Source organism: Propioniciclava sp. LT294 (assembly GCF_059516005.1).
Genome location: NZ_JCAKNG010000007.1, coordinates 151,117 through 174,471 on the forward strand (window position 1 = coordinate 151,117; position 23,355 = coordinate 174,471).

The 23,355-nt window shown below is 70.7% G+C and carries 23 protein-coding genes and 1 pseudogene; 15 read left to right on the forward strand and 9 right to left on the reverse strand.

Annotated features, from left to right (window positions below):
* The first annotated feature begins 52 nt into the window (after positions 1-52).
* The 3 genes from AC5YDA_RS10955 to AC5YDA_RS10965 all read left to right on the forward strand — a co-directional run bounded on the left by AC5YDA_RS10955 (position 53) and on the right by AC5YDA_RS10965 (position 2,967).
* A complete protein-coding gene (locus AC5YDA_RS10955; RefSeq protein ID WP_496188329.1) occupies positions 53-1,870 on the forward strand; it encodes a sensor histidine kinase in 1,818 nt (605 codons plus the stop codon).
* Positions 1,871-2,545, forward strand: coding sequence for a response regulator (locus tag AC5YDA_RS10960; protein ID WP_496188328.1), 675 nt, complete (start codon positions 1,871-1,873; stop codon positions 2,543-2,545).
* 80 nt (positions 2,546-2,625) lie between these two features.
* Entirely contained in the window at positions 2,626-2,967 is a 342-nt protein-coding gene (locus tag AC5YDA_RS10965; RefSeq protein ID WP_496188327.1) for a hypothetical protein, read from the forward strand.
* A gap of 13 nt (positions 2,968-2,980) precedes the next feature.
* Here AC5YDA_RS10965 and hpt read toward each other — a convergent pair whose 3' ends face one another.
* The 5 genes from hpt to AC5YDA_RS10990 all read right to left on the reverse strand — a co-directional run bounded on the left by hpt (position 2,981) and on the right by AC5YDA_RS10990 (position 7,299).
* The gene (gene hpt / locus AC5YDA_RS10970) at positions 2,981-3,532 is read right to left on the reverse strand and encodes a hypoxanthine phosphoribosyltransferase (RefSeq protein WP_496188326.1); all 552 of its coding nucleotides are present in this window, start codon (positions 3,530-3,532) and stop codon (positions 2,981-2,983) included.
* Between the two features lie 10 nt (positions 3,533-3,542).
* Positions 3,543-4,469, reverse strand: coding sequence for a tRNA lysidine(34) synthetase TilS (gene tilS, locus AC5YDA_RS10975; RefSeq protein WP_496188325.1), 927 nt, complete (start codon positions 4,467-4,469; stop codon positions 3,543-3,545).
* Positions 4,469-5,446, reverse strand: a complete 978-nt coding sequence (locus AC5YDA_RS10980; protein WP_496188324.1) for a zinc-dependent metalloprotease — start codon at positions 5,444-5,446, stop codon at positions 4,469-4,471. The genes tilS and AC5YDA_RS10980 overlap by 1 nt, the downstream gene beginning before the upstream one ends.
* An 82-nt stretch (positions 5,447-5,528) precedes the next feature.
* Positions 5,529-6,911, reverse strand: a complete 1,383-nt coding sequence (gene dacB, locus AC5YDA_RS10985; protein WP_496188323.1) for a D-alanyl-D-alanine carboxypeptidase/D-alanyl-D-alanine endopeptidase — start codon at positions 6,909-6,911, stop codon at positions 5,529-5,531.
* Positions 6,912-6,978: 67 nt separating this feature from the next.
* Positions 6,979-7,299 carry a rhodanese-like domain-containing protein gene (locus AC5YDA_RS10990; RefSeq protein WP_496188322.1) on the reverse strand — a complete coding sequence of 107 codons (321 nt, stop codon included), beginning with the start codon at positions 7,297-7,299 and terminating at the stop codon, positions 6,979-6,981.
* A gap of 66 nt (positions 7,300-7,365) precedes the next feature.
* On the opposite strand from AC5YDA_RS10990, the gene AC5YDA_RS10995 reads away from it, so the two are divergent.
* From AC5YDA_RS10995 to AC5YDA_RS11050, 12 genes and pseudogenes are all read left to right on the forward strand, one after another.
* Positions 7,366-8,724, forward strand: a complete 1,359-nt coding sequence (locus AC5YDA_RS10995; RefSeq protein WP_496188321.1) for a rhodanese-like domain-containing protein — start codon at positions 7,366-7,368, stop codon at positions 8,722-8,724.
* Positions 8,721-9,497 (forward strand): sulfite exporter TauE/SafE family protein, encoded by a 777-nt coding sequence (locus AC5YDA_RS11000; RefSeq protein ID WP_496188320.1) that lies wholly within the window; start codon positions 8,721-8,723, stop codon positions 9,495-9,497. Before AC5YDA_RS10995 ends, AC5YDA_RS11000 begins: the two co-directional genes overlap by 4 nt.
* Before the next feature lie 83 nt (positions 9,498-9,580).
* Positions 9,581-10,111 (forward strand): annotated as a pseudogene (locus AC5YDA_RS11005) (inorganic diphosphatase); the annotation flags it as partial.
* A gap of 330 nt (positions 10,112-10,441) precedes the next feature.
* Positions 10,442-11,659, forward strand: a complete 1,218-nt coding sequence (locus AC5YDA_RS11010; protein ID WP_496188319.1) for a substrate-binding domain-containing protein — start codon at positions 10,442-10,444, stop codon at positions 11,657-11,659.
* Between the two features lie 5 nt (positions 11,660-11,664).
* Positions 11,665-12,426 carry an ABC transporter ATP-binding protein gene (locus tag AC5YDA_RS11015; protein ID WP_496188318.1) on the forward strand — a complete coding sequence of 254 codons (762 nt, stop codon included), beginning with the start codon at positions 11,665-11,667 and terminating at the stop codon, positions 12,424-12,426.
* Positions 12,423-13,178, forward strand: a complete 756-nt coding sequence (locus AC5YDA_RS11020) for an ABC transporter ATP-binding protein (protein WP_496188317.1) — start codon at positions 12,423-12,425, stop codon at positions 13,176-13,178. Before AC5YDA_RS11015 ends, AC5YDA_RS11020 begins: the two co-directional genes overlap by 4 nt.
* The gene (locus AC5YDA_RS11025) at positions 13,175-14,050 is read left to right on the forward strand and encodes a branched-chain amino acid ABC transporter permease (RefSeq protein WP_496188316.1); all 876 of its coding nucleotides are present in this window, start codon (positions 13,175-13,177) and stop codon (positions 14,048-14,050) included. The genes AC5YDA_RS11020 and AC5YDA_RS11025 overlap by 4 nt, the downstream gene beginning before the upstream one ends.
* Positions 14,050-15,135 carry a branched-chain amino acid ABC transporter permease gene (locus tag AC5YDA_RS11030; protein ID WP_496188315.1) on the forward strand — a complete coding sequence of 362 codons (1,086 nt, stop codon included), beginning with the start codon at positions 14,050-14,052 and terminating at the stop codon, positions 15,133-15,135. Before AC5YDA_RS11025 ends, AC5YDA_RS11030 begins: the two co-directional genes overlap by 1 nt.
* Complete coding sequence (locus tag AC5YDA_RS11035) at positions 15,132-16,652, forward strand: class I adenylate-forming enzyme family protein (RefSeq protein WP_496188314.1); 1,521 nt, start codon at positions 15,132-15,134, stop codon at positions 16,650-16,652. Before AC5YDA_RS11030 ends, AC5YDA_RS11035 begins: the two co-directional genes overlap by 4 nt.
* Positions 16,649-17,278 carry a TetR/AcrR family transcriptional regulator gene (locus tag AC5YDA_RS11040; RefSeq protein ID WP_496188313.1) on the forward strand — a complete coding sequence of 210 codons (630 nt, stop codon included), beginning with the start codon at positions 16,649-16,651 and terminating at the stop codon, positions 17,276-17,278. The genes AC5YDA_RS11035 and AC5YDA_RS11040 overlap by 4 nt, the downstream gene beginning before the upstream one ends.
* 2 nt (positions 17,279-17,280) lie before the next feature.
* Positions 17,281-18,153 (forward strand): alpha/beta fold hydrolase, encoded by an 873-nt coding sequence (locus AC5YDA_RS11045; protein ID WP_496188312.1) that lies wholly within the window; start codon positions 17,281-17,283, stop codon positions 18,151-18,153.
* Between the two features lie 9 nt (positions 18,154-18,162).
* Positions 18,163-19,356, forward strand: coding sequence for an MFS transporter (locus AC5YDA_RS11050; RefSeq protein ID WP_496188311.1), 1,194 nt, complete (start codon positions 18,163-18,165; stop codon positions 19,354-19,356).
* 64 nt (positions 19,357-19,420) lie between these two features.
* Here the strand turns inward: AC5YDA_RS11050 and AC5YDA_RS11055 are convergent, their stop codons facing one another.
* The 4 genes from AC5YDA_RS11055 to AC5YDA_RS11070 form a co-directional block, all read right to left on the reverse strand.
* A complete protein-coding gene (locus AC5YDA_RS11055; RefSeq protein ID WP_496188310.1) occupies positions 19,421-20,245 on the reverse strand; it encodes an ABC transporter ATP-binding protein in 825 nt (274 codons plus the stop codon).
* A 1-nt stretch (position 20,246) separates the two neighbouring features.
* A complete protein-coding gene (locus AC5YDA_RS11060; RefSeq protein WP_496188309.1) occupies positions 20,247-21,164 on the reverse strand; it encodes an ABC transporter permease in 918 nt (305 codons plus the stop codon).
* The gene (locus tag AC5YDA_RS11065) at positions 21,161-21,889 is read right to left on the reverse strand and encodes an ABC transporter permease (RefSeq protein ID WP_496188308.1); all 729 of its coding nucleotides are present in this window, start codon (positions 21,887-21,889) and stop codon (positions 21,161-21,163) included. Before AC5YDA_RS11065 ends, AC5YDA_RS11060 begins: the two co-directional genes overlap by 4 nt.
* A 132-nt stretch (positions 21,890-22,021) precedes the next feature.
* Entirely contained in the window at positions 22,022-23,281 is a 1,260-nt protein-coding gene (locus tag AC5YDA_RS11070; RefSeq protein WP_496192930.1) for an IS256 family transposase, read from the reverse strand.
* Between the last annotated feature and the right edge of the window lie 74 nt (positions 23,282-23,355).

Below are 23,355 nucleotides of genomic sequence, written 5' to 3' on the forward strand. Positions count from 1 at the left end.
TGATTCATCGGCTCCGGGGAAACCCGTGGGGGGTATGCGAGGAGGCACCACCTTGGCCGCTGTACGACAGGAAGCCGACCAGGCGACGACGTCGGCACCCGAACCAGCCGCCCGCGCGTGGCTCGATGCGGAGGCCGGGCGCGGTGAGACGACGCGCCTCGTGGGCCGGCGGGTGAAGTTCACCAGCGTCCTCGCTCCCATCGCCTTCGTCATCGTGCTCGAGGCGTGCCATTACCACCTCGAGAACTCCTTGTGGTGGACGCCGGAGTTCTCCCAGGCCTGGCACCTCGCGGTGTTGCTGGCGACCAGCATCGGCATCGGCCTCTTCGCGTGGCTGATGATCAGCCACCTCGGCCGGGCCGAGTCGGCGATCGTCACCCAGAACCAGGACCTGCGGCTGGCGCGTGAGGTTTCCAGCGCCGTCCAGGACCGGCCTGACGCGCAGGCGGTCGCCGCCGCGGCGGCCGAGGCGCTCGCCGCCGCGCCCGGGGTCGCCTGTGTGCGGCTGCGGCTGCACCCGGGCAACGCGGACGCCGGGGTCGAGGCCGTCGCCGGGCGGCGGCCCGCCCTGCCTGCGTCCGCCGTCCCCACGGTGACCGCGCCCCTCGTCGAAGGGGGCCACGCCGTGGGGCGCCTGGAGGTCTGGTCCGTCGACGGTGACGTCCCGGCGTGGCACATCGGCCCGGCGACCCAGTCTGCGCTCGCCCTCCAGGTCGCCGGGGCGGCCGAGCTGGCCCTCGACTTCGCCGACCTCTACCGACGCCGTGACGAGGGGCACGCCTTCTACGCCATCCTGCTGGCGATCTCGCGCAACGCCGGGACGCTGCCGACCCTGACGGAACTGGCTGGTCACGCCCGCGACCTGCTCAGTGCGGACGCCGCAGCGGTCATCATCAACGTGGCGACCGCGAACGTGGTCCGGTTCGACTCGGCGGTGGATGTCCCCGAGGCCTGCAGCGACGGCACGACCCTGTTGGGGGTGGGCCTCCACGAACACCTCGACGGTCACTCGGGGCAGCGGGTCAACCCCACCGGGTGCACGCACTGGCGATCCTCGATCGAGCACGACGTCATGGGGATCAGCGGCCACCTCGGCTCGCTCTGGGTGGGGCGGACCGACGACCGCCCCTTCACCGACCGTGACCGCTCGTTCCTGGCCACCATGGCCGGCCTGGCCGGCATCGCCCTGACCAGCGCCAAGGTGCGCGAGCAGGACCGGCAGCGCCAGGTGCTGAACGAGCGGACCCGCATCGCCCGCGAGATGCACGACTCGATGGCGCAGGTACTGGGCGCCATGCACCTGCGGTTGCGCATGTTGGAGTCGTTCCCCTCCGTGGCCGGGCATGCCCCGACCGCGGAGCAGGTCGCGGCGCTGGCCGACACCGCCGACGAGGCCTACCGCGACGTGCGCGAGGTGATCCTCGGCCTGCGCGACTCCGACAGGGCAGACCTGTCCCTGGAGGACAACCTGCAGAGGTACACGGCCAGGTTCGCCGAGCAGTCCGGCATCGCGACCGAGTTCCGCAACGAGACGGGCGGCCCCATCGAACTGAGCCCGCGCACCGAGGTGCACCTGATCCGCGTCGTGCAGGAGGCCCTCACGAACGTGCGCAAGCACGCTCGCGCCAGCCGTGCCTCCGTGACGGTGACCAGTGCGGACGATTCCACCACCATCACCATCGTGGACGACGGGCGGGGGTTCCGCGCCCCCGCCGGCACCCCCGCGACGGACGGGTACGGCCTGTTCACGATGCGCGACCGCCTGTCGCTGTTGCACGGCACCCTGACCCTGGAATCACATCCGGGGACCGGAACGCGCGTCGTCGCCACCGTCCCCGAACGGTCGTCACGGATCCCAGCGAGGAGTTGAATGAACAGGAAGATCAGGATCCTGCTGGTCGACGACCAGCCCCTGTTCCGTGGTGCGGTGGCCGCGCTGCTGGCGCAGCAGCCCGGGCTGGAGGTGCTCGCCGAGGCCGAGAACGGCCTCGTCGCCGTCGAACTGGCCCGTGAGCTCAGGCCCGACCTGGTGATCATGGACGTGGAGATGCCCGTGATGGACGGCGTCGCGGCCGTTCGGCTGATCCGCGAGCAGGTGCTCGACGTCAAGGTCATCATGCTCACGGTGTCCGAGACCGACGACCACGTGGTGCAGGCCATGATGAACGGCGCCCACGGCTACCTGCTGAAGAACCTTCGCCCCGACCAGCTGTTCGACATGATCGACTCGGTCATGAGGGGCGAGACCCCCATCTCCCCCGCCGTGGCGGGCCTCCTGCTCCGGCACCTCAGGGAGACGGGCGGATCCACCAAGGGAGCGGTCCTGCCCGACGAGCCCACCGAGAAGCTGACCCGCCGCGAGATCGAGATCCTCCGCCTCGTCGCCGGCGGCCTGTCCAACAAGGAGATCGGCAAGGAGCTGACGATCACCGAGGGCACGGTCAAGAGCCATGTGCACAACGCGCTCGAGAAGTTGCAGATGACCAACCGGAGCCAGGCCGCGGCCTACATCGTCCGGCAGGGGCTGGGGCTCCCGGACGCCTGATCCTGTGCCGTGCGATGGATGGGCTCGCGTCCGGCGATCCGTCAGGATGGGGTTCGGCCCGAATCCCGCGGAGGTGGACCATGGCTCGTGCGCACGCCGGCGGACACCGTCCGCGCGCCCTGGTGGTGCAGGCCTACCCGCTGCTCGGCGAGGGCATCGCCGCCCAACTGCGCCAGCGCGGGATGTACGTCCGCGTCGTGGGCGCCGGCAGCGCGACCCGCATCGTGGTGGCGCTGAAGAAGCAGCCCTGCCTGGTCGTTCTCGATCGTCCGGACGCCACCATCAGCGCCCTCGTCACGTCCCTCGCCCCGGACGCGCGGCTCGTGGACGTCTCGGCCGCGCTGGAGCGTGGCTTCCCCGACCCGACGCAGTTGCTGCGCTTCGGAGCAATCCTGGACGTGCTCGAGGCACCGAGGAACTGAGCGGGGCCCGGGGTCAGCTGTAGACGTGCGGCGCGAGCGTGCCCACGTCGGTGAGGTTGCGATAACGACCCGCGTAGTCCAGACCGTAGCCGACCACGAACTCGTTGGGCAGGTCGAAGCCGACGTACTTCACGTGGACGGGGCTCTTCACGGCCTCCGGCTTGCGGAACATCGTCATGATCTCCAGGCTCGCCGGCCTGCGGGAGTTGAGGTTCTGGATCAGGTAGGCCAGCGTCAGGCCGGTGTCGATGATGTCCTCCACGACCAGGACGTGACGGTCCTCGATGTCGGTGTTGAGGTCCTTGAGAATGCGCACCACGCCGGAGCTCTGGGTACCCGAGCCGTAGGAGGAGATCGCCATCCAGTCCATCTGGACGTGGGACTTGAGGTGACGGGAGAGGTCCGCCATCACCATGACGGCACCGTTCAGGACGCCGACCAGCAGGATGTCCTTGTCTGCGTACTCTTGGTCGATCTCGGCGGCGATCTCGGCCAACCGGGCCTGTACCTGATCGTTGGTGTAGAGAACCTTCGTCAGGTCACTGCTGATGTGCGTTGCGTCCACGCCCAGAAGCCTACTTCAGGTCGAGCACCAGCCGCCCATCGCGGCGCAGGACCCGGCCACCCGGCACGTCGATGCCCTTCTGGCCGCGCCAGGAGGTGACCAGCCCCTCGACCGCGTGCACGTGGGAGGAGGAGAGGTCGCGTGCGCCGGACGCACGCAGCCACTGATGAAGGGCCCTCCTCCGGTGCCCCGGGGCGAGGCCGGCCAACCAGGCGCAGTCGGCGGCGTCCGCGTCGGGGTCGGTGTCGGCGCCCGCCCGGCCGAGCACCTCCGAGAGCAGGGTCGCCGAGCGGGCGAGGGCGTCGCGGACACCGGGGCCGAGCTGTTCCTCGAGCATCGGCAGGACCACCTCGCGCACCCGGACCCGGGCGTACCGGCGATCGGCGTTCATGGGGTCCTGCCACGGGGCCAGACCCAGTTCGGAGCAGGCCGAGGCGGTCGTCTCCCGAGTGAGGTCGAGGAGGGGACGCCGGAACGGGCCACGGGCTGCGGGCATCCCGGCCAGCGAGCGCGGGCCCGAGCCGCGGGCCAGCCCGAGCAGGACCGTCTCTGCCTGGTCGTCGCGCGTGTGCCCCAGGAGCACCGTCCGGTCCCCGGAGGCCCGTTCGAGCGCGGCGTAGCGCGCCTCGCGGGCGGACGCCTCGGGCCCGGCCCCGGCGTCCGGGACGGTGACGGCCACCGCGTCGCCGGACAAGCCGAAGGAGGCGAGCACGTCGAGCACGGCCGCGGCCACGGCGTCCGACCCCGGCTGGAGGCCGTGGTCGACGACCAGCGCCGCCACGGGAGTTGCGCGGCGACTCGCGACATGGTGGGCGGCCCAGGCCAGCGCGAGGGAGTCGGCACCGCCGGAGCAGGCCACCAGCCACGATGCCGGTGGGAGCGAGTCCACCGCCCGGACGACCGCGAGGGTGGCGGGGCCGAGTGCCCGGCGGGCCATCAGACGTGCACGCGCCGCAACCAGCGCGCCGGGTCACGGATCTCGTCGGGGGTGGGCAGGTTGTCGGCTCCGTCGTACACGACGTTGAGGCCGGCGACGCCCACACGGTCGATCGCGTGGCGGCAGAAGGCGGCGCCGTCGCGGTACTGGGCGAGCTTGAGGTCCATCCCGAGGGCTCTGTTGAGGGCCTTCGTCCAGCCGCCCCGGTTGCGGCGTGCGTTGAACCGCTGGCGGATCGTCGCCACCGTGGGGACGACGTCGGGGCCGACGCGGTCCATCATGTCGTCGGCGTAGCCCTCGAGCAGGCTCATCACGGCGGTCACGCGTTCGAAGACCCTCTTCTGCTCCGGAGTGGTGACGACGTCGATGATGGTCGAGGGACGTCCGCGGCTCCGGCCCGATCCCTCGTCGTGGAGCAGCCGGCCCACCTCGCGCAGGAGATGCCCCCGCAGCCAGGGCGCATGCGCGAACTGCAGGCGATGGGTCTGCTCGTGCAGGCAGACCCAGAGCCGGAAGTCGGCCGGGTCCACACCCATCGCGCGCTCGATCTTGGCGACGTTCGGTGCCACGAGCAGGAGGCGCGGCTCGGCGAGGAACGGCAGGTACTGGCCGAGGATGCGCGAGCCCAGCACCGCCAGCACCGCGCCCATCTGGGCGCCGTTGGCGCGGCCGGCGACCTTGTCCCGGAGTCGCTCCGGCTGTGGGTAGGGGTGGCCGGACGCCTCGGCCAGCATCGTGAGGGCCATCTGGGCGTTGGCGCGGACCCACGTGGGCCGGTCGACCACGAGCATGGGACCGTCTGCGTCGGCACCCAGCCCGGTCACCCGTGCCACGGGCCCGACGGACGCCCTCGCCGCGGCGCGCAGTCCCTCCACGACCTCGGCCACCTCGTGGCTGCCCAGCAGTGGACCGGGCGGGACCAACCGCCCGCCCACCGCGGCGGCGACCTCGACGTCGATGAACGGGAGCGAGCTCATGGGCGCAAGCGTAGGCGCACGCACACCCCGCCCCCGTGGTGCTCGGCTCCGGGAGCGACGCCCTCGACGCGCCGGTGCCGCCTCAGGAACACCCGCACGACGCGAGGGCCGCAGAAGCCCGGTCGAGCCAGGCCCGTGCCGAGGTCTGGCCGGCCCCGCCCGAGGTCATCAGGGCGAACGCGAGCGGCTGTCCGTCAGCGGTCACGACGTACCCGGTGAGCGTGTTCACACCGCGGATGGTCCCGGTCTTGGCGCGCACCATCCCACGGCCACCCGCGGCGTCCGCGGTCTCGAAGCGCTCGGCGAGCGTCCCGGTGACGCCCGCGACGGGCAGTCCGTTGGCGATCGAGCGCAGGTCGGGGTCGGAGAGGGTCAGGCGGATGGCGCCGACCAGGGCGTCCGGGGTGACCTGGTTCTCGGACGCGATGCCGTTGCCGTCCAGCACCCTCATGCCATCGCCCCACAGACCGAGGCGCTGGAGTTCGGCGGCGAGGACGGCCGCCCCGTCCGTGGGCGTGGCCGCCTGCTCCCGGGCGAGGGCGGTCTGCCAGAGCAATGTCTCGGCGGAGTCGTTGTCGGAGTGGGCCAGCACGTATTCGGCGATGACGGCCACCGGGAGCGAGTCGACGCCGGCGAGTTCGGTGGCGTCCTGGGGGGTGGTGGCGGAACTGGTGCCGGTGACGGTGATGCCGTGGGCACCCAGGAAGCCGGCGAACTTCCCCGCAGCGAAAGCGGCGGGGTCGGGGGCGCGCTCCAACGCCGTCGGAGCGAGGTTGGGGCGGGCATGGTCGGCCGTCAACGCGGTGATGGGCGCGACCGAGCGGGAGAAGAAATCGGGCCAGGCCGGGTTCCAGCCGGGACCGGCGAACAGCGAGGTGTCGTAGGCCAGCGCCACCACGGTGACACCGCGGGCCTGCAGCGCGGCGGCCGTGTCGGCCGCCAACTCCTCCAGCGACGGCCGCCGAGGGCGCTCGTCCGGTCGGGCGGCGCCGGCGAGCAGCGGGTCTCCCCCACCACGAAGCACCACGGTGCCCGAGTCTGCGGTCAGGAAGGCCGTCGTGGCGAAGCGGCGCTCCGGGCCGAGGACATCCACAGCGACCAGCGAGCTGAGCACCTTCAGGCTGGACGCAGGCGTCCGGGCGCCACTCCCCTCCCGGTACAGCTCGGCGCCGGTGCGCGCGTCGACCACCAGGGCCACCACGTCCCCCACCCCGTCGCGGGGGACGCCGGCCAGGCGCTGGGCCAGCCCGGCCGCGGTCGCCTCCCGGTCGGGGGCGCCCAACTCGGGCAGCACGGGTGTGGGCGGGTCCGCGATGGCGGGCTGGTCGAGGCGTCCGCTGCCGACGCGCGGATCGTCGGCCAACTGCGGCCGGACGACGAACTGGAGGCCGACGACGGCGAGTGCCACCACGAGGACCGCGATCCACAGCAGTGCGCGCCACGCCCAACCACGGCGTCCGGACACCTGGGCCTCCCTCCGCGGGACGGGCGCCCCGGAGCACCCATTGTGGCGGACGCCCCCGCCCGATCGCTCAGCGGGGTTCGCGTCCGGTCACGACCGGCCGCCCCGCGGCGATCCAGGCCTCGGTGCCGCCGTCGACGGAGACCGCGTCGATGCCCTGGGCGGCCATCAGGTCGGCCATGGAGCCGCTGCGGTTCCCGGACGCACAGACGACGTGGACGGTTCGGTCCCGCGGCAGGCCGGCGAGGTGCAGCGCGATGCGGCTCATCGGCGCGAAGATCGCGCCCGGCACGTGCCCCGCCACATACTCGGCCGCCTCGCGCACGTCCACGACCACGGTCGTCTCGTCGTACCCGGCCACGAAGTCCGCCATGCCCATGCGTCGCGCCACCACGTTCCCCTCTCCACGTCTGGCCAGATGATACCCCGGGGGGTATATTGCCGTCGAGGAGGCACCATGATTGAGATCATTCCCATCGACACCCCGAGCCTGGGCGACCGCACCTACGTGGCCCACGACGGCACCGTCGCCGCCGTCATCGATCCCCAGCGCGACATCGACCGGATCCTCGAGATCACCGAAGCAGCCGGCGTCCGCATCACCCACGTCTTCGAGACGCACATCCACAACGACTACGTGACCGGCGGCCACGCCCTCGCCCGGCAGGTCGACGCCGCCTACCACGTGAACGCCGACGATCCCGTCTCGTTCGACCGGGTGGGCGTCCGCGACGGCGACGTCATCGAGGTCGGCGACACGATGCGCATCCGCGCCATCGCGACCCCGGGGCACACGTTCACCCATCTGTCCTACGCGCTGTCCGACGGCGAGGAGGACATCGCCGTCTTCACCGGCGGCTCGCTGCTGTTCGGGTCGACCGGCCGCCCCGACCTGCTCGGCCCCCAGCACACGGACGCCCTCGCGCACCGCCAGTACGCCTCGGCGCACCGGCTCGCGTCCGAACTGCCGGACGCGGCGCGCGTCCTGCCCACCCACGGCTTCGGCAGCTTCTGCTCGTCCACCCAGGCGTCCGCCGACCGCTCGACGATCGGCATCGAGAAGTCCGAGAACCCGGTCCTCACCCAGCCGGAACAGGAGTGGATCGCCGACCTGCTCGACGGCCTCGACGTCTGGCCCGCCTACTACGCCCACATGGGCGCGGCCAACAGCGCGGGGCCGGGGGAGGCCGACCTCAGTGAGCCGGAGAGGGCCGACAAGGACACACTCCGCCGCCGCCTCGAGGCCGGCGAGTGGGTCGTCGACATCCGCAACCGGGTGGCGTTCGCGGCCGGGCACGTTCCCGGCACCTTCAACGCGGGCCTGGATGGCCAGTTTGCGACGTACGTCGGCTGGCTCATCCCCTGGGGGACGCCCCTGACGCTCCTGGCCAACACCCCCGAGGAGGTCGCCGAGGCCCAGCGCGAGCTCGTGCGGATCGGCATCGAGCGGCTGGAGTCCGCCGGTACGGGCGGGCCGTCCGACTGGACGGACGCGCCGCTCGCCACGTACCCCCGTGCCACGTTCGAGGATCTCCGCGACGTCCGTCACCACCGCTCGGTCACCGTCCTGGACACGCGCCGCCGGCTGGAGTGGGAGGCCGGCCACATCGAGGGCGCCGTGCACATCCCCCTGCACGACCTCCTGCACCGCCTCGACGACGTGCCCGCCGGCGAGGAGGTGTGGGTGCACTGCGCCGCCGGTTACCGCGCGTCGATCGCGTCGTCGATCCTGTCGGCCCATGGGCGTAGGGTCGTCCACGTGGATGACAACTTCGAACGCGCCGAGCAGGTGGGGCTCCCCGTGGTGGCTCCGTGACGATCGTCGCCGCCGTCCTCGTCGGCCTGGCCATCGGCGTCGTGCTCGGCGCGCTGGGCGGCGGCGGCGCCATCATCACGATCCCGGTCCTGGCCTACGGCTTCGGGATGGGCATCCTGGAGAGCACCACGGCCTCGTTGGTCATCATCGGGTCGTCCTCGCTCGTGGCGGTGGTCGCGCACGCGCGGACCGGGCGGGTCGACTGGGGGCGCGGGCTCGCGTTCGCCGGCATCGGCACGATCGGCGCCGTTGCGGGATCCTTCCTGGCCAGAGGGCTGGACCCCAACCTCCTCATGCTCGCCTTCGGCGCGCTGCTCGCCCTCGTCGCGTCGCTGATGCTGCGCCCCTGGCGCCCGAGGGACGCGGACGCCCGACCCGCCTCCCTGCGCCACCCGCGCACCCTGGTCGCGACCGTGCTGGCCGCCCTGCTCGTGGGCGCGCTCACCGGCTTCTTCGGCGTGGGGGGCGGCTTCGCGATCGTGCCCGCCCTGACGCTGCTGCTGCGGCTGCCCATCCGGACGGCCGCGGCCACCTCCCTGCTCGTGATCGCGATCAACAGCGCCGCCGCGCTGGTGTCCAAGCTCGGCCTGGGCGTCCACCTGGACTGGCCGTTCGTGGCCGCCTTCACCCTCGCGACCACGGTCGGGTCGCTGGGGGGCGTCCGGGTCGCGGGCAGGGCCGACCCCGTCCTGCTGACGCGGGCGTTCGCGATCCTCCTGCTGGCGGTGTCGGCTCACACGTTGATCTCGACGGGCCTGACGCTCGCTGGTTGAGAGTGGGACCATCTGGACATGCCCACCGGGGCACCTCGGCGCTAGCCTGAGGGAAACGCACCACAACGTCTGTGAGGAAATCCATGCGCGCCAGCTTCGAACGGCCCAAGGTCAAGCCCCCGTTGCACTTCGACGTCACCATCGAGATCCCGAAGGGCACCAAGAACAAGTACGAGATGGACCACCACAACGGTCGCATCCGCCTCGACCGCACGCTGTTCACCGCGACGGCCTACCCGAACGACTACGGGTTCGTCGAGGGCACCCTCGGCGAGGACGGCGACCCGCTGGACGCGATGGTGCTCCTCCCCGAGGCGACCTTCCCCGGCTGCCTCATCGAGTGCCGCGCCATCGGCATGTTCCGGATGCAGGACGAGATGGGCGGTGACGACAAGGTCCTCTGCGTCCCGGTCGCCGACATGCGTCAGGCCAACATCCGCAACCTGACGGACATGCCCGACCTGACGCTGCTCGAGATCGAGCACTTCTTCAGCGTCTACAAGGACCTCGAGCCGGGCAAGTCGGTCGAGGGCGCCGTGTGGACCGGTCGCGCCGAGGCCGAGGCCGAGGTCCGCAAGTCGTGGGAGCGCGCCCGCGGCACCCACCACGAGAACGATTTCACCCCGCCCCCCGGTGGCGACGCCAAGGACACCGTGGGTGGCCTCCACGACGAGGTCGATCTGGGGTACGACGAGCAGGGCTGACCCTGCTCCCGGCGCTGAACCGGGGCTGATCCGTCGGGGTCAGCCCCGGTTCGCCGTTCGGACACCGAGGCCCCTCCCGCCCTGACCTTGCGCGGGCGGGCGGCCCCACCCCGGACGACCGCCTGCTCCGCGCACAGTAACGAGTCGGTCACAGCCCTTGACTGCCGACGGACGGGGAACCCACGATGGGGCGATACCTGAATCAGTATTCAGGTTGTGAACCGTCGTGAAGGGATTCCCATGCGGACAACGAAGTTCCTCGTCGCCGGCGCCGCCGCGCTGGCCCTGACGCTCAGCGCGTGCGCCCCCAACGCCGCCGCACCGGGCAACGCCCCCGCTCCCGGCGCCACCGGGTCGGCCGGGACCGCCGACACCACCCCGGTGAAGGTCGACATCATCTACTCCAAGACCGGCCCGCTCGCCGCCTACGGCGAGACGTTCTACCAGGGCTTCCAGGCAGGGCTCGACCACGCCACCGACGGCACGGGCACTGTTGACGGGCGCAAGCTTGAGATCACCTACACCGATGACGCCGGCAACGCCGACAAGGCCGTCGCCGCCGCCAAGGACGCCATCGGCAACGGCACCAAGATCATCGGCGGCACCGTCGTCTCCGGTGTCGCACTGAAGCTGGCCGAACAGGCCGAGCAGAACAAGATCCTCTACATCTCCGGACCCGCCGCCACGGACGCCATCACCGGCATCAACAAGTACACCTTCCGCTCGGGCCGCCAGTCGCTGCAGGATGTCGCGACGGCCGCCAACGGCATCCCCAACGGGGCCAAGGTGACCGTCTTCGCCCAGAACAACGCGTTCGGCCAGGGCAACGTGGCTGCCGTCAAGGCCGTCCTCGGCGCGAAGGGGGCCACCGTCAACGAGGTGCTCGTCCCCGAGGACGTCACCGAGTTCACCCCGTTCGCCCGCCAGCTCGTCGACGCGAAGCCCGACCTGGTCTTCGTGGCCTGGGCGGGCGCGACGTCCGGCGCCATGTGGCAGGCGGTCGCCCAGCAGGGCGTCCTCGAATCCACCACGGTGTCCACCGGCCTCGGTGACCGCGCCACCTACGGCGCCTACGGCGCCGCATCCGACAAGATCACCTTCCTCAACCACTACTTCCCGGGCGCCTCGGGCAACGACGCGGAGAAGAAGATGATCGCGGGCGTCGAGAAGGCCGGCGGCAAGGCCGACCTCTTCACCCCGGACGGCTTCGTCGCCGCGCAGATGATCGTCCACGCGATCAAGGAGGGTGGCGGCGACGTCGACAGGATGATCGCCTCGCTCGAGGGCTGGTCGTTCGACGGCCCCAAGGGCAAGACCCAGGTCCGCGCCTCCGACCACGCCCTGGTGCAGGAGATGTACCAGGTGAAGCTCGTCAAGGACGGCGACTCCTGGAAGCCGGAACTCATCAACAAGGTCGAACCCGCCACGGTGGCGCCCCCCGAGAAGAAGATCGGCTGACAGCAGTGAGCGGGGCGACTGCGGTGCCGGCCATCGAGGCCCGGGGCCTCGGCTGGCAGGTGGGTGGGGCGCGCATCGTGAAGGACGTCTCCTTCACGGTGGCCCCCGGCGAGATGGTGGGCGTGATCGGGCCGAACGGTGCGGGCAAGACGTCGCTGTTCAACCTGATCTCGGGCATCAACCCCGCCACCACCGGACAGGTGTTCCTCGACGGCAACGACGTGACCCATGCCTCCATCGCGGCCCGTGCCCGCGCGGGGCTGGGGCGCACGTTCCAGACGTCGAGCCTGTTCCCCCGGTTGTCGGTCCACGAGAACGTCCGGTTGGCCGCCCAGTCCCGGATGGGCGGCAACCTCTCCATCCTCCGCTTCCCCCGCAGCACGGACGCCGCGTCACTCGAGGCCGACGAACACCTCGAACGGGTGGGCCTGTCCGCCCGCGGAGCCCACGCAGGGGACCTCTCCCACGGCGACAAGCGCAAACTCGAGATCGCCGTCCTGCTCGCCCAGGACCCGCTGGTGATCCTGCTGGACGAGCCCATGGCCGGCGTCGCCCACGCCGACGTCCCCGGCCTGACCGAGGTCATCCGCGACCTCAACGCGACGGGCAGGACCGTGATGATCGTCGAGCACCACCTCGAGGTGGTCCTCGGTCTGGTCTCGCGCGTCGCCGTCATGCACCGGGGCGAGTTGCTCGCCATCGACACCCCGGAGACGATCATGGCCAACCCGACCGTCCAGTCGGCCTATCTGGGCGACATCGCATGAGCGCCACACCGGACGCCACCGCTGCGCCCCTGCTGTCGGTCAGGCGCCTGCGCGCCACCGTCGCCGGCCAGCAGGTCGTCGAGTCGGTCTCGTTCGACGTGCTGCCGACCGGCGTCACCGCCGTGCTCGGCCGCAACGGCGTGGGCAAGTCGTCGACGCTGAAGGGCATCCTCGGCCTGTACGACCGCACCGGCGAGGTCACCTTCGACGGCCGGCGCATCGAGCACGAGCCCACTCACCGGATCGTGCAGTCGGGCATCGCCTACGTGCCCGAGGACCGCGAAGTCTTCACCCTGCTCACGGTGCGCGAGAACCTGGAGCTGGCCGTCCGGCAGGCCCAGCCCAAGTGGAAGTACGTCCACACCCTGTTCCCCGAACTCGCCGAGCGCGCCAAACAACGCGCGGGCACGCTGTCGGGCGGCCAGCAGCAGATGGTGTCGCTGGCCCGCGCGCTCATCAACGACAACCGGCTGCTCCTGGTGGACGAGCCCACCAAGGGCCTCGCCCCGAGGATCGTGCACGAGGTCGCCGAGGCCCTGGCCGAGGCGTCGACGTCCGTGCCCATCCTGCTCGTGGAGCAGAACCTCAAGGTCATCGAGCGGCTGGCCGACCGCGTCGTCGTCATCGACGCCGGCCGCGTCGTGCACACCGGCCCGGCGGCCGAGCTGCTCGATGACCCCGGCCGCGTCCAGCGCCTCCTCGGCGTCTCCACCGACGCCCACGACCACCACCGACCGGGGGGACACGTGTGAGCACCTTCGTCCTGCTCCTCATCACGGGCCTCGGCCTCGGCGCGCTGTACTTCCTCGTCGCGTCCGGCCTGAGCCTGATCTATGGGCTGATGGGCGTCCTCAACTTCGCCCACGGCAGCTTCCTGACCCTGTCTGCCTTCGCCGGCTTCGAGGTCGGGCGACGCGTCGGCATCTCCACGTGGGGTGGCCTGTTCGCCTCCCTGGCCGTCGGCGCGATCGTGGGTGCGGTGTTCGCCGCGCTCACCGAACTGCTGCTGATCCGCCCGCTCTACAAACGCCACATCGAGCAGGTGCTGGTCACGGTCGGCCTCGCGCTGGCGACCGTCGCCCTGTTCGAGGGCATCTGGGGGCCCGACCCGATCTTCATGGAGGCCGGCGGCTGGATGCGCGAGACCACGAACGTCCTGGGCGCGCCGATCCCGAACGACCGGTTCGTCTCGATCCTGGCCGCGCTGCTGGTGCTCGGCGGACTGGTCCTGTTCCTGAACAGGACGCGGTACGGCCTCATCATCCGCGCCGGCGTCGAGAACCGCGCGATGGTGACCGCGCTGGGCATCGACGTCCGCAAGGCGTTCACCGTGGTGTTCACCATCGGCGGCGTCGCGGCCGGCATCGGCGGTGTCCTCGCCTCTCACTACTACGGGTACGTCTCTCCGCTGCTGGGGGGCAGCCTGTTGATCTTCGCGTTCATCGTGACCGTCATCGGCGGCATGGGGTCGCTGGCCGGTGCGGCCATCGCGTCCGTGCTCGTGGCGCTCCTGCAGCAGTTCGCCAACTTCTACCTCGGCGTGGGCGACCTGGTCGTCGTCCTGCTGCTCGCCGTGGTGCTGCTCGTCCGCCCACAGGGCCTGCTCGGAAAGGCGGCCCGGTGATGGCCTCGCCCCGTCCCCCTGCCCCGCTCAAGGGCAACCTCGGGTACCTCATCGGGGCCGCGGTCCTGCTGCTGCTGGTGTTCCTGCCCCTGTTGGACATCCCCGGCCTGGGCATCCTGCCCGGCCCCACGTGGACGGCCGGCTCCCTGCACCTGATGGCCTTCACCATGCTGATGGTCGCCCTCGCCCTGACCTACCACCTGCTGTTCGGCGTCGCCGGGCTGCTCAGCTTCGGGCACGCCCTGTACTTCGGCGTCGGCGTCTACGGCCTGGCCCTGGTGCTCAGGCACACCGACCTGCCGCTCATCCCGGCCGCGCTGCTGGTCATCGTGATCGGCATCGTCGTCGCGAACGTCCTGGGCGCCATCAGCCTGCGCGTCTCCGGCATCAGCTTCGCCATGGTCACCCTTGCCTTCGCGCAGGCGGCCAACGTGCTGGTGCGCCGCAACCCGGGCAACACGACCGGCGGCGACGAGGGCCTGACGCTGCGCACCGCCCATGTCCCGGACTTCCTCGTGGGCGTCGTCAACACGCGCAACCTCTACTGGGTGGCGCTGGCGATGCTCGTGGTCGTCTACCTCGTGACCGTCTGGATCGAGAACTCCCGCCTCGGGCACTCCGTCGCCGCGGTCCGCGAGAACGAGATGCGCATCAAGGTCCTCGGCGGGCGCCCCTACTTCGTCAAGCTGATCGCCTTCGCCGTCGCCGGGACGCTGGCCACCTTCGTCGGCATCGTGTTCCTGCTGCTCCAGTCGGGCGCGAGCCACACCTCCACGGGCACCGACCTCACGCTCAGCCTGCTGGTGATGGTCGTGCTGGGCGGCGTCGGCAAGCGCTGGGGTGCCATCCTCGGCGCAGTCGTCTACACCCTGCTGGACCAGCGCCTGGCCGCCCTGGCCAACTCGCCGGTCATCGACAGTCTGCCGCCGCTGCTGCACATCCCGTTGAGCGAGCCGATGTTCCTGCTCGGTACGCTGTTCATCCTGGTGGTGCTGTTCCTGCCCGGCGGGCTCACCAGCGCGCTGGAGCGCCTCACCGCGCGCCGCACGGCCCATCCTCGCCGGGCACTCGAGGACTACACATGAGCAACTCCGGTGACCTCACCCTCGGCCGGTGGGTCGCCGAGCGTGCCCGGCTGACACCCGACAAGGTGGCCCTGGACGACCGGGGCGTCGCCCTCAGCTACGGGGCACTCTCGCTGCGCATCGACCGCTTCACGGCCGCGCTGCGCCAGGCCGGTCACGCCCCCGGCGACCGGATCGCCACCCTGACCGGCAACAGCGCCGACCAGGTGGCCCTGTTCTTCGCCTGCGCCGAACTGGGTCTGGGCCTGGTGCCGCTGTCGTGGCGGCTCACCCCGCGCGAACTGACCGAACAACTCCGCATCGCGGACCCGGTGCTGGCCGTGAGCGAACCCGAGCACGGGCAGACGATGGCCTCGGCGCTGGCGGGGCTGGAGGATCCCGCCCCGCACATCGACTTCGCGGAGTTCGATGCCGCGCTCCCCCTCCGGGACCACCGCACCACCGCCCGGGCTGCACGCCGGGCTTCCGACGACGACCCGCTGCTCATCCTGTTCACCGCGGGCAGCACGGGAAGGCCCAAGGCGGTGGTCCTCACCCAGGGCAATTGCCACTGGACGAACCTCACCTTCGGGCGGGCCGTCCCCCTCACCTCCGACGATGTGGTGCTGACGGTGCTGCCGCAGTTCCATGCCGGGGGTTGGAACATCCAGCTCCTGTTGGCCCTGTGGGTCGGCGCGACGGTCGTGCTCGAGCGCACCTTCGACCCCCGGCGGGCCCTGCACCTCATCGAGCACCGCCGGGTCACGACGATGATGGGCGTCCCGACGCACTACCTGATGATGGCCGAGCAGCGCCGGTTCGCCGAGGCCGACCTCTCCTCCCTGCGCCTGCTGGTCGTCGGTGGGGCCCCGATGCCCCTGCCGTTGCTGCGCACGTGGCACGCCCGCGGCGTCCGGCTCACCCAGGGCTACGGTCTCACCGAGGCCGGCCCCAACGTGCTCTGCCTGCCCGCCGAGCTCGCGGTCGAGAAGGCCGGCTCGGCGGGGGTCCCGTACCCGCACGTCACGTGCGCGATCGCCGACCCGGTGACGGGCGTCATCGTGGAGGGGGAGGCCACGGGCGAGTTGCTCGTGCGTGGCCCCAGCGTGTTCGCCGGCTACCTGGGCGATCCGGACGCCACCGCCCACGCCCTGCGCGGCGGGTGGCTGCACACCGGGGACCTCGTCCGGCGGGACGCCGAGGGACACCACTGGGTGCTCGACCGCATCGACGACATCTACATCACCGCGGGCGAGAACGTCTCGCCGGTCGAGGTGGAGCAGGTGTTGCTGCGCCACCCCGGCGTGGCCCGTGCCGCCGTCGTGGGCGTGCCGGACGCCCGCCGCGGCGAGGTCGGCGCCGCGTTCGTCGTCCGGCGCGGCGGCGTGGCGGTCGACGAGCAGTCGCTGCTGGAGCACTGCCGGGAGCACCTCGCGGCCTACAAGGTGCCCGCACGCATCCACTTCACGGACGCCCTCCCGTCCGCCAGCCTCGAGAAGGTCAGACGTTCCGCCCTGCGCGAGGAGGCGCTCCGATGAGTTCGGCACCACGCACCGCGCGAGGACAACGGACGCGGGAGAAGATCCTCGAGTCCGCACTGAAGGTGTTCGGCGAGGTCGGCTACCACGATGCCTCGATCGTGCGGATCACCGAGGGAGCCGGCGTCGCCATGGGCACCTTCTACCTCTACTTCGACGGCAAGCTCGCCGTGTTCAACGAACTCGTCGAGGACCTCAACCGCCGGATGCGGCACCGCATGACGCAGGCGATCGCCGATGCCCCCGACCGGCTGGCCGCCGAACGGGCCGGCTTCCGGGCCTTCTTCCAGTTCACCACCGAGGTGCCGCAGCTGTACCGGATCATCCGGCAGGCCGAGTTCGTCTCCCCCGACGCGATGCACCTGCACTACGGGCGCATCGTCGAGGGGTACCGCAAGGCGCTGGCCGCGGCGTCCGACGCCGGCGAGATCGCCCCGCTCGACCCCGAGGTGACCGCCTGGGCACTCATGGGCATCGGCGAGATCGTCGGCATGCGCTGGATCCTGTGGCAGGAGGGCCCCGACGGCGCAGCGCCCATCCCCGAGGACGTCTTCGAACACACCCTCGACCTCATCACCCGTGCCCTGCGCCCGGACGCGCCCGCGGCACCTGAAGCGAAGGAGTGACCATGTTCCGCGAGTTCGACTCCACCCAGGGCCTGCACGTCGGCCTCTGGGAACCCGAGGCCCACTCCGCGACCATCCTGGCGGTGCACGGCATCACGTCCTCGCACAAGGCCTGGGCTCCGCTGGCGCGGCAGCTGCCGGACGTCCGCATCATCGCCCCGGACCTGCGCGGACGGGGCGGATCCCGAGGACTGACCGGCCCCTACGGCATGTCGCGGCACGGCGACGACCTGGCCGCGCTCCTGACGGAGCTGGGCGTCGATCACTGCGTGGCGGTCGGCCACTCCATGGGCGGCTACGCCGTGCTGACGCTCGCCCACGAACACCCCGGGCGGGTGTCGGGCCTCGTGCTGGTGGACGGCGGCCTGCCGCTCAGGGGGGACCCGAACCTCGACCCGGAGGAGTCGTTGCGGCGCACGCTGGGCCCTGCCGCGGACCGGTTGTCCCGGACGTTCGCGTCGGCGGAGGAGTACCGCGCCTTCTGGCGCGCCCACCCGGCCTTCGCCGACTGGACCCCCGACCTGGAGACCTACGTCGACTACGACCTCGTCCCCGACGGCGGTGCCCTGCGCCCGGCCACCTCCTACGAGGCCATGGCCGCCGACTCGCGCGACCTCGTCACGCCGGGCAACGCCGGCATCATCGCCCTGAAGAACCTCGCCGTCGACGCCACCTTCCTGCGTGCGGAGCGCGGCATGGCCGACGAGCCCGGCGGGCTGTTCCCGGCGGCCTGGGTGGCCGAGCAGGTCGCGCGCCAGCCGCGCGTCCGCGCCGTGGAGGTTCCGGACGTGAACCATTACACGATCACGCTGTCCGAGCGCGGCGCCGCCGCGGTCGCGGCCGCCGTGCGCGGGGCGGTGGCAGCCGCACCGTAGGCTGCGCCCATGCACAACGGCGTGGCGGCGGGGTCCGGTCGGGCGACCCACCTGGTGTGGTTGGTCGTGGGGTTGGTGCTCGTCGGGCTGGTGATGCGCTCGCCGCTCTCCGGCGTCGGGCCGATCCTGCCGGGCATCAGCGAGGACCTGGGCCTGAGCCCGACCATCGCCGGGCTGTCCGGGACCATCCCCCTGGTGGGGTTCTCGCTGCTGGCGCTGCTCACCCCGTTCCTGGTGGCGCGCTTCGGGCCGGAACGGACCCTGGGCGGAGCACTCCTGGTGCTGACCGTGGCGATCGTCGTCCGTTCGGCGGGGACCACCGCGGCCTTCTTCGGCGGCACGGCCCTGGCGGCGACCGGCATCGCCGTCGCGAACGTGGTGCTGCCCTCGGTGGTGCGCGAACGCTTCGGGGACCGCGTGCCCACCCTGTCGTCCATGAACGTGGTCGTGATGAACCTCGGCGCCGCGGTGGCCTCCGCGGTGTCGCTGCCGCTGGCCCGCGACACAGGGCTGGGCTGGACGGGCGCGCTGGCGATCTGGGCCGTCCCGTCGCTGGTGGCGCTGGTGGGGTGGTCCCTCGCTGCACGGGCCGTCCTCGCCGACGACCAGGGCACCAGCAAGGTCCGCACCCCACCCACCGGCATGGGCCGCGTCGCACGGCGTCCGGTCACCTGGCTGCTGGCGGTGATGTTCGGCGCCCAGTCGGCGGGGTTCTACACGCTGCTCACGTGGCTGGCCACCATCCTGCGCGGCCACGGCGTCGAGCCTGCCACCGCCGGCCTGCTGGTGGGCCTGCTGAGCGCCCTGGGCATCATCGGCGCCCTCGGCGTGGGGCCGTTCCTGCAGCGCGGCCACCTGCGGGTGACGTTCGTGACCACGGTCGCCGCCTACACGGTTGCCCTGGTGCTCCTGGGAACCGGTGCCCCGCTGGCGATCGCGGCCACCCTGCTCGCCGGCGTCGTGCAGGGCGCGTGCTTCTCGATCGTCCTCACGCTGATCAGCCACCGCGACGACCCGGCCGACGTGCCCGCCACCTCGGCCCTGGTGCAGGGCGTGGGTTATGTCATCGCCGGCACGGCCCCGTTCGCGGCGGGGGCCCTGTTCGACCTCACCGGCTCGTGGTGGCCGCCGCTCGTCTTCGTGGCGTCCCTCATGGCCGTCTCGGGCGTGCTCGGGGCCGTCGTGACGCGTCCGTCCCCCTGAACGCAGCAAGGTCCCCGCGGGGCCGGCGTGGTGCCGGACCCCGCGGGGACCTCGTTGGCTCAGATCAGACCTGGGCCTCGTCGGGGCGGTAGCCCCGCTTCGCGGCCTGGACCAACTCGTGGATGTGGGTGCGCAACCGGGCGAACTCCGGATCCGACCGCGTGGTGATCTGGTCACGCTCATCAGGCAGCGTGATCTTGACGTCCTCCATGATCACCGTCGGGCGCCCCGACAACACCAGCACCCGCTGGGCCAGGTAGATCGACTCCTCGATGTCGTGGGTGACGAACAACAACGTCACCCCGTACTTGTGCCACAGGTTCCGGACCAGGTCCTCCAGGTCGGCACGCGTCTGCGCATCGACCGCGGCGAACGGCTCGTCCATCAGCAACAGGTGCGGCTCATAAGCCACCGCCCGAGCGATCGCGACACGCTGCTGCATGCCACCCGAGAGCTGCCAGGGGAACTTGTGCGGGCTGTCGGCCAGACCCACCGCCTCGATGGCCTCATCGACCAGCTTGTCCCGCTCGGCCTTGCCCAACCCCTTCTCCTTCAGCGGCAACTCGATGTTGCCCCGGACCGTCAGCCACGGGAACAACGAGCGCGCATACTCCTGGAACACCACCGCCATGCCCTTGGGCGGACCGTTGACGGCCTGTCCCTCCAACGAGACGGTGCCCGAGGTCGGCGGCAGCAGGCCGGCGATGGAACGCAGCAGGGTGGTCTTGCCGGCACCCGAGGGACCGACGATGCAGACGAGCTCGCCGGCCTTCACGTCGAAGGTCAGGTTCCGGATCGCCTCGGTGCCCCCACCGGCACCGGCGTACACCTTGTGCAGGTCCTTGACGACCAGCATCTCCGAGCCGGGTGCGGTACGCGCCTCAGCCATGTCAGTTACCTCCTCGAGTTGCGCGCCGCAGGCCGTTGTACCAAGCCAGGACGCGGTGCTCCACCAAGCGGAACACCAGGGACAGGGCCACACCCAACAGGCCCAGGACGATGATGCCGGTCCACATCTCCGGGATCGCGAACGACCGCTGGAACTGGACGATGGAGAAACCCAGGCCGTTGTTGGCCGCGAACATCTCCGAAATGACCATCAAGATGATGCCGATCGACAACGCCTGCCGGGCACCCGCCGCGATCTGCGGCGACGCCGCGCGCAGCAACACGAGGAACCGCGTGCCCGGACGCAACCGGTAGACCCGCGAGGTGTCCAGCAGCAGCGAGTCGACACCACGAACACCCTCGACCGTGTTCAACAGGATCGGCCACAAGCACCCCGTCGCGATCACGATGATCTTCATCGTGTCGAAGATCCCGAAGAACAACATCAACACCGGCACCATCACCGGGGCCGGGATCGCCCGGAAGAACTCCAACGGCGGCTCGACCAACAACCGCAGGCGACGGGACGAGCCGATCAGCATGCCCAACCCGACACCGACCGCCAGCGCGAGCAGGTAACCCAACACCAAACGGATGACGCTCGGCACCAGGTCGCTCACCAAGCGGCCCTCGCCCCACGTCTGGGGGAACGAACCCACGATCGTGGCCAACGACGGAAAGAACGGGCTCTTGCTGCCCGACGACCACAACCACCACCCGGCGATCAGGATCACCGGCAACGCCACCGCCATCAGCACCGAACGACCGACCGTGCGGCCCTTCTTGATCCGTGCAGCAGCACCATCGATCTGCGCGCCCACCGAACCCGGAGCAACCGCCGGAGCACCGATCCCGACCTCACCCTGATCCCGCACGATGCGCCCCCGCTGGGTCACGACACGCTCACCGAGGTCCTTCACGACACCCCCTCCTTCCGGATCGACGGATGCCAGAACAACGCCTTGGCCTCGATGAAACGGGCCACCACGTTCACCAGCACACCCAAAATGCCGGCCACCACGATGAGGGCATACATCAACGGCACCGCACCCGAGGACTGGGCGATCGCGATCTGCTGGCCCAGCCCCGGCGTCCCGATGATCAACTCACCCGTCAACGCCAGGATCAACGCCACCGTCGCAGCCAGACGGAAACCCGTCACCACATACGGCAACGCCGTCGGCCACACCACCCAATAACCCTGGGAGAGGAACCGGAAATGATACGACCGCGCCGTGTCCCGAGCGATCGGGTCAACATCCGCCACCCCGTACAACACCTGCACCAACACCTGCCAGAAAGCGGCATACACCACCAGGACGAGCGTCGGCGGACGAGCCGTGCCCAACGTCAGGATCACCAACGGGATCAACGCCACCGACGGGATCGGCCGCAGGAACTCGATCGTCGAGCTCGTGAACTCTCGCACCACCGAGAACGACCCGATGAACATGCCCAGACCCACACCCAGCACCATCGCGATCGTCAAACCGATGAACCACGTGATCAACGTGTTGCCCAGGGCGACCCAGAACGTCGACTCACCCAACACCCCGAACAACGCCGCGAAAATCGTCGAGGCCGGGGGCAGGAAGCGGGCATCCACCAAACCCAACCGGGGCACCAGCTCCACCAACAACGTCACCAACACCACCCCCGCCAACCCCAGAACAGGGGCCTCCAGAGCACGGCGACGACGAGCACGGGACTCCGCAGCAACAGCCGCGGCGTCCCGCTCGGGTCTGTCAGATAAACGGTGTGTGAGGCCCGGCGGTTTCTAGTGAGTGGCTCTCTCGAACCTGCCTGCGAAGGTGATCGCGAAGGCGTTCAGGGCGGGCTTCCACCTGACGACCCAGCGTGCCTTTCCGTGGCCGGTGGGGTCAAGCGATCGGGTGGTCAGGTACAGGCACTTCATCGCGGCGGCCTCGTTGGGGAAGTGGCCGCGGGCGTTCACCGCCCGGCGGTAACGGGCGTTGATGCTCTCGATCGCGTTCGTCGTACAGATCACGCGTCGGATCTCCACGTCGTACTCCAGAAACGGCACGAACTCGGCCCACGCGTTCTCCCACAACCTGACGATCGCCGGATAGCGCCCGCCCCAATCGTGGGCGAACTCGGCGAACCGATCCCTGGCCGCGGCCTCCGACGGGGCGGTGTACACCGGCTTGAGGGCCTTGACGATGGCGTCGCGGTGTTGCCGGCCGGCATAGCGGAACGAGTTTCTGATGAGGTGGACGATGCACTGCTGGACGACGGTGCGGTCCCAGGTGGTGGTGATCGCCTCCGGCAGTCCCTTCAGCCCGTCGCACACGGCGATCAGCACGTCGTCGACGCCGCGGTTCTTCAGCTCGGAGAACACCTGCAGCCAGAACCTGGCGCCCTCGGCGCCGTCGCCGGCCCAGATCCCCAGGATGTCTCGTTCGCCGTTGGTGGTGACGCCCATCACCACGTAGAACGGGGTGTTGCGGACCTGGCCGTCGCGGACCTTGACCACGATCGCGTCGACGAAGATCACCGGATAGAGCGGGTCCAGTGGCCGGCTGGACCATTCAGCGAGCTCGCCGGCGACCTTCTCGGTGATCCGGCTGATGGTGTCCTTGGACACCTTCGCCCCATACACCTCCTCGAAATGGGCGGCGATCTCACCGGTCGTCAGGCCGCGGGCCGACAGCGACAACACGATCTGGTCGATCCCGTCCAGGCGCCGTTTCCGCTTCGGCACGATCACCGGCGTGAACGAGCCGTCCCGGTCCCTGGGCACCTCGATCTCGACCGGCCCGATCTCGGTCAACACCGTCTTCGACCGGGTGCCGTTGCGCATGTTCGTGCCCAGCGGCGCTGCGCCGTGCTCGTGGCCCAGGTGCTCGGTCAGTTCCGCCTCCAGCGCGGTCTCCAGGACCTGCTTGGTCAGCCCCGACAACAACCCGCCCGGGCCGACCAGGGACATTCCCTGAGCCTTGGCCTGGGCGAGCAGCTGCTCGGCGAGCTGCTTCTGATCGATGATCTCTCCCGTCACGGGGTCGATCATCTCGGTCATCTCGGTCGTGTCAGTCACGGCCATCTCCTTTCGGATCAGGCCGGACCCCCACACACCGTTACTCCGACAGTCCC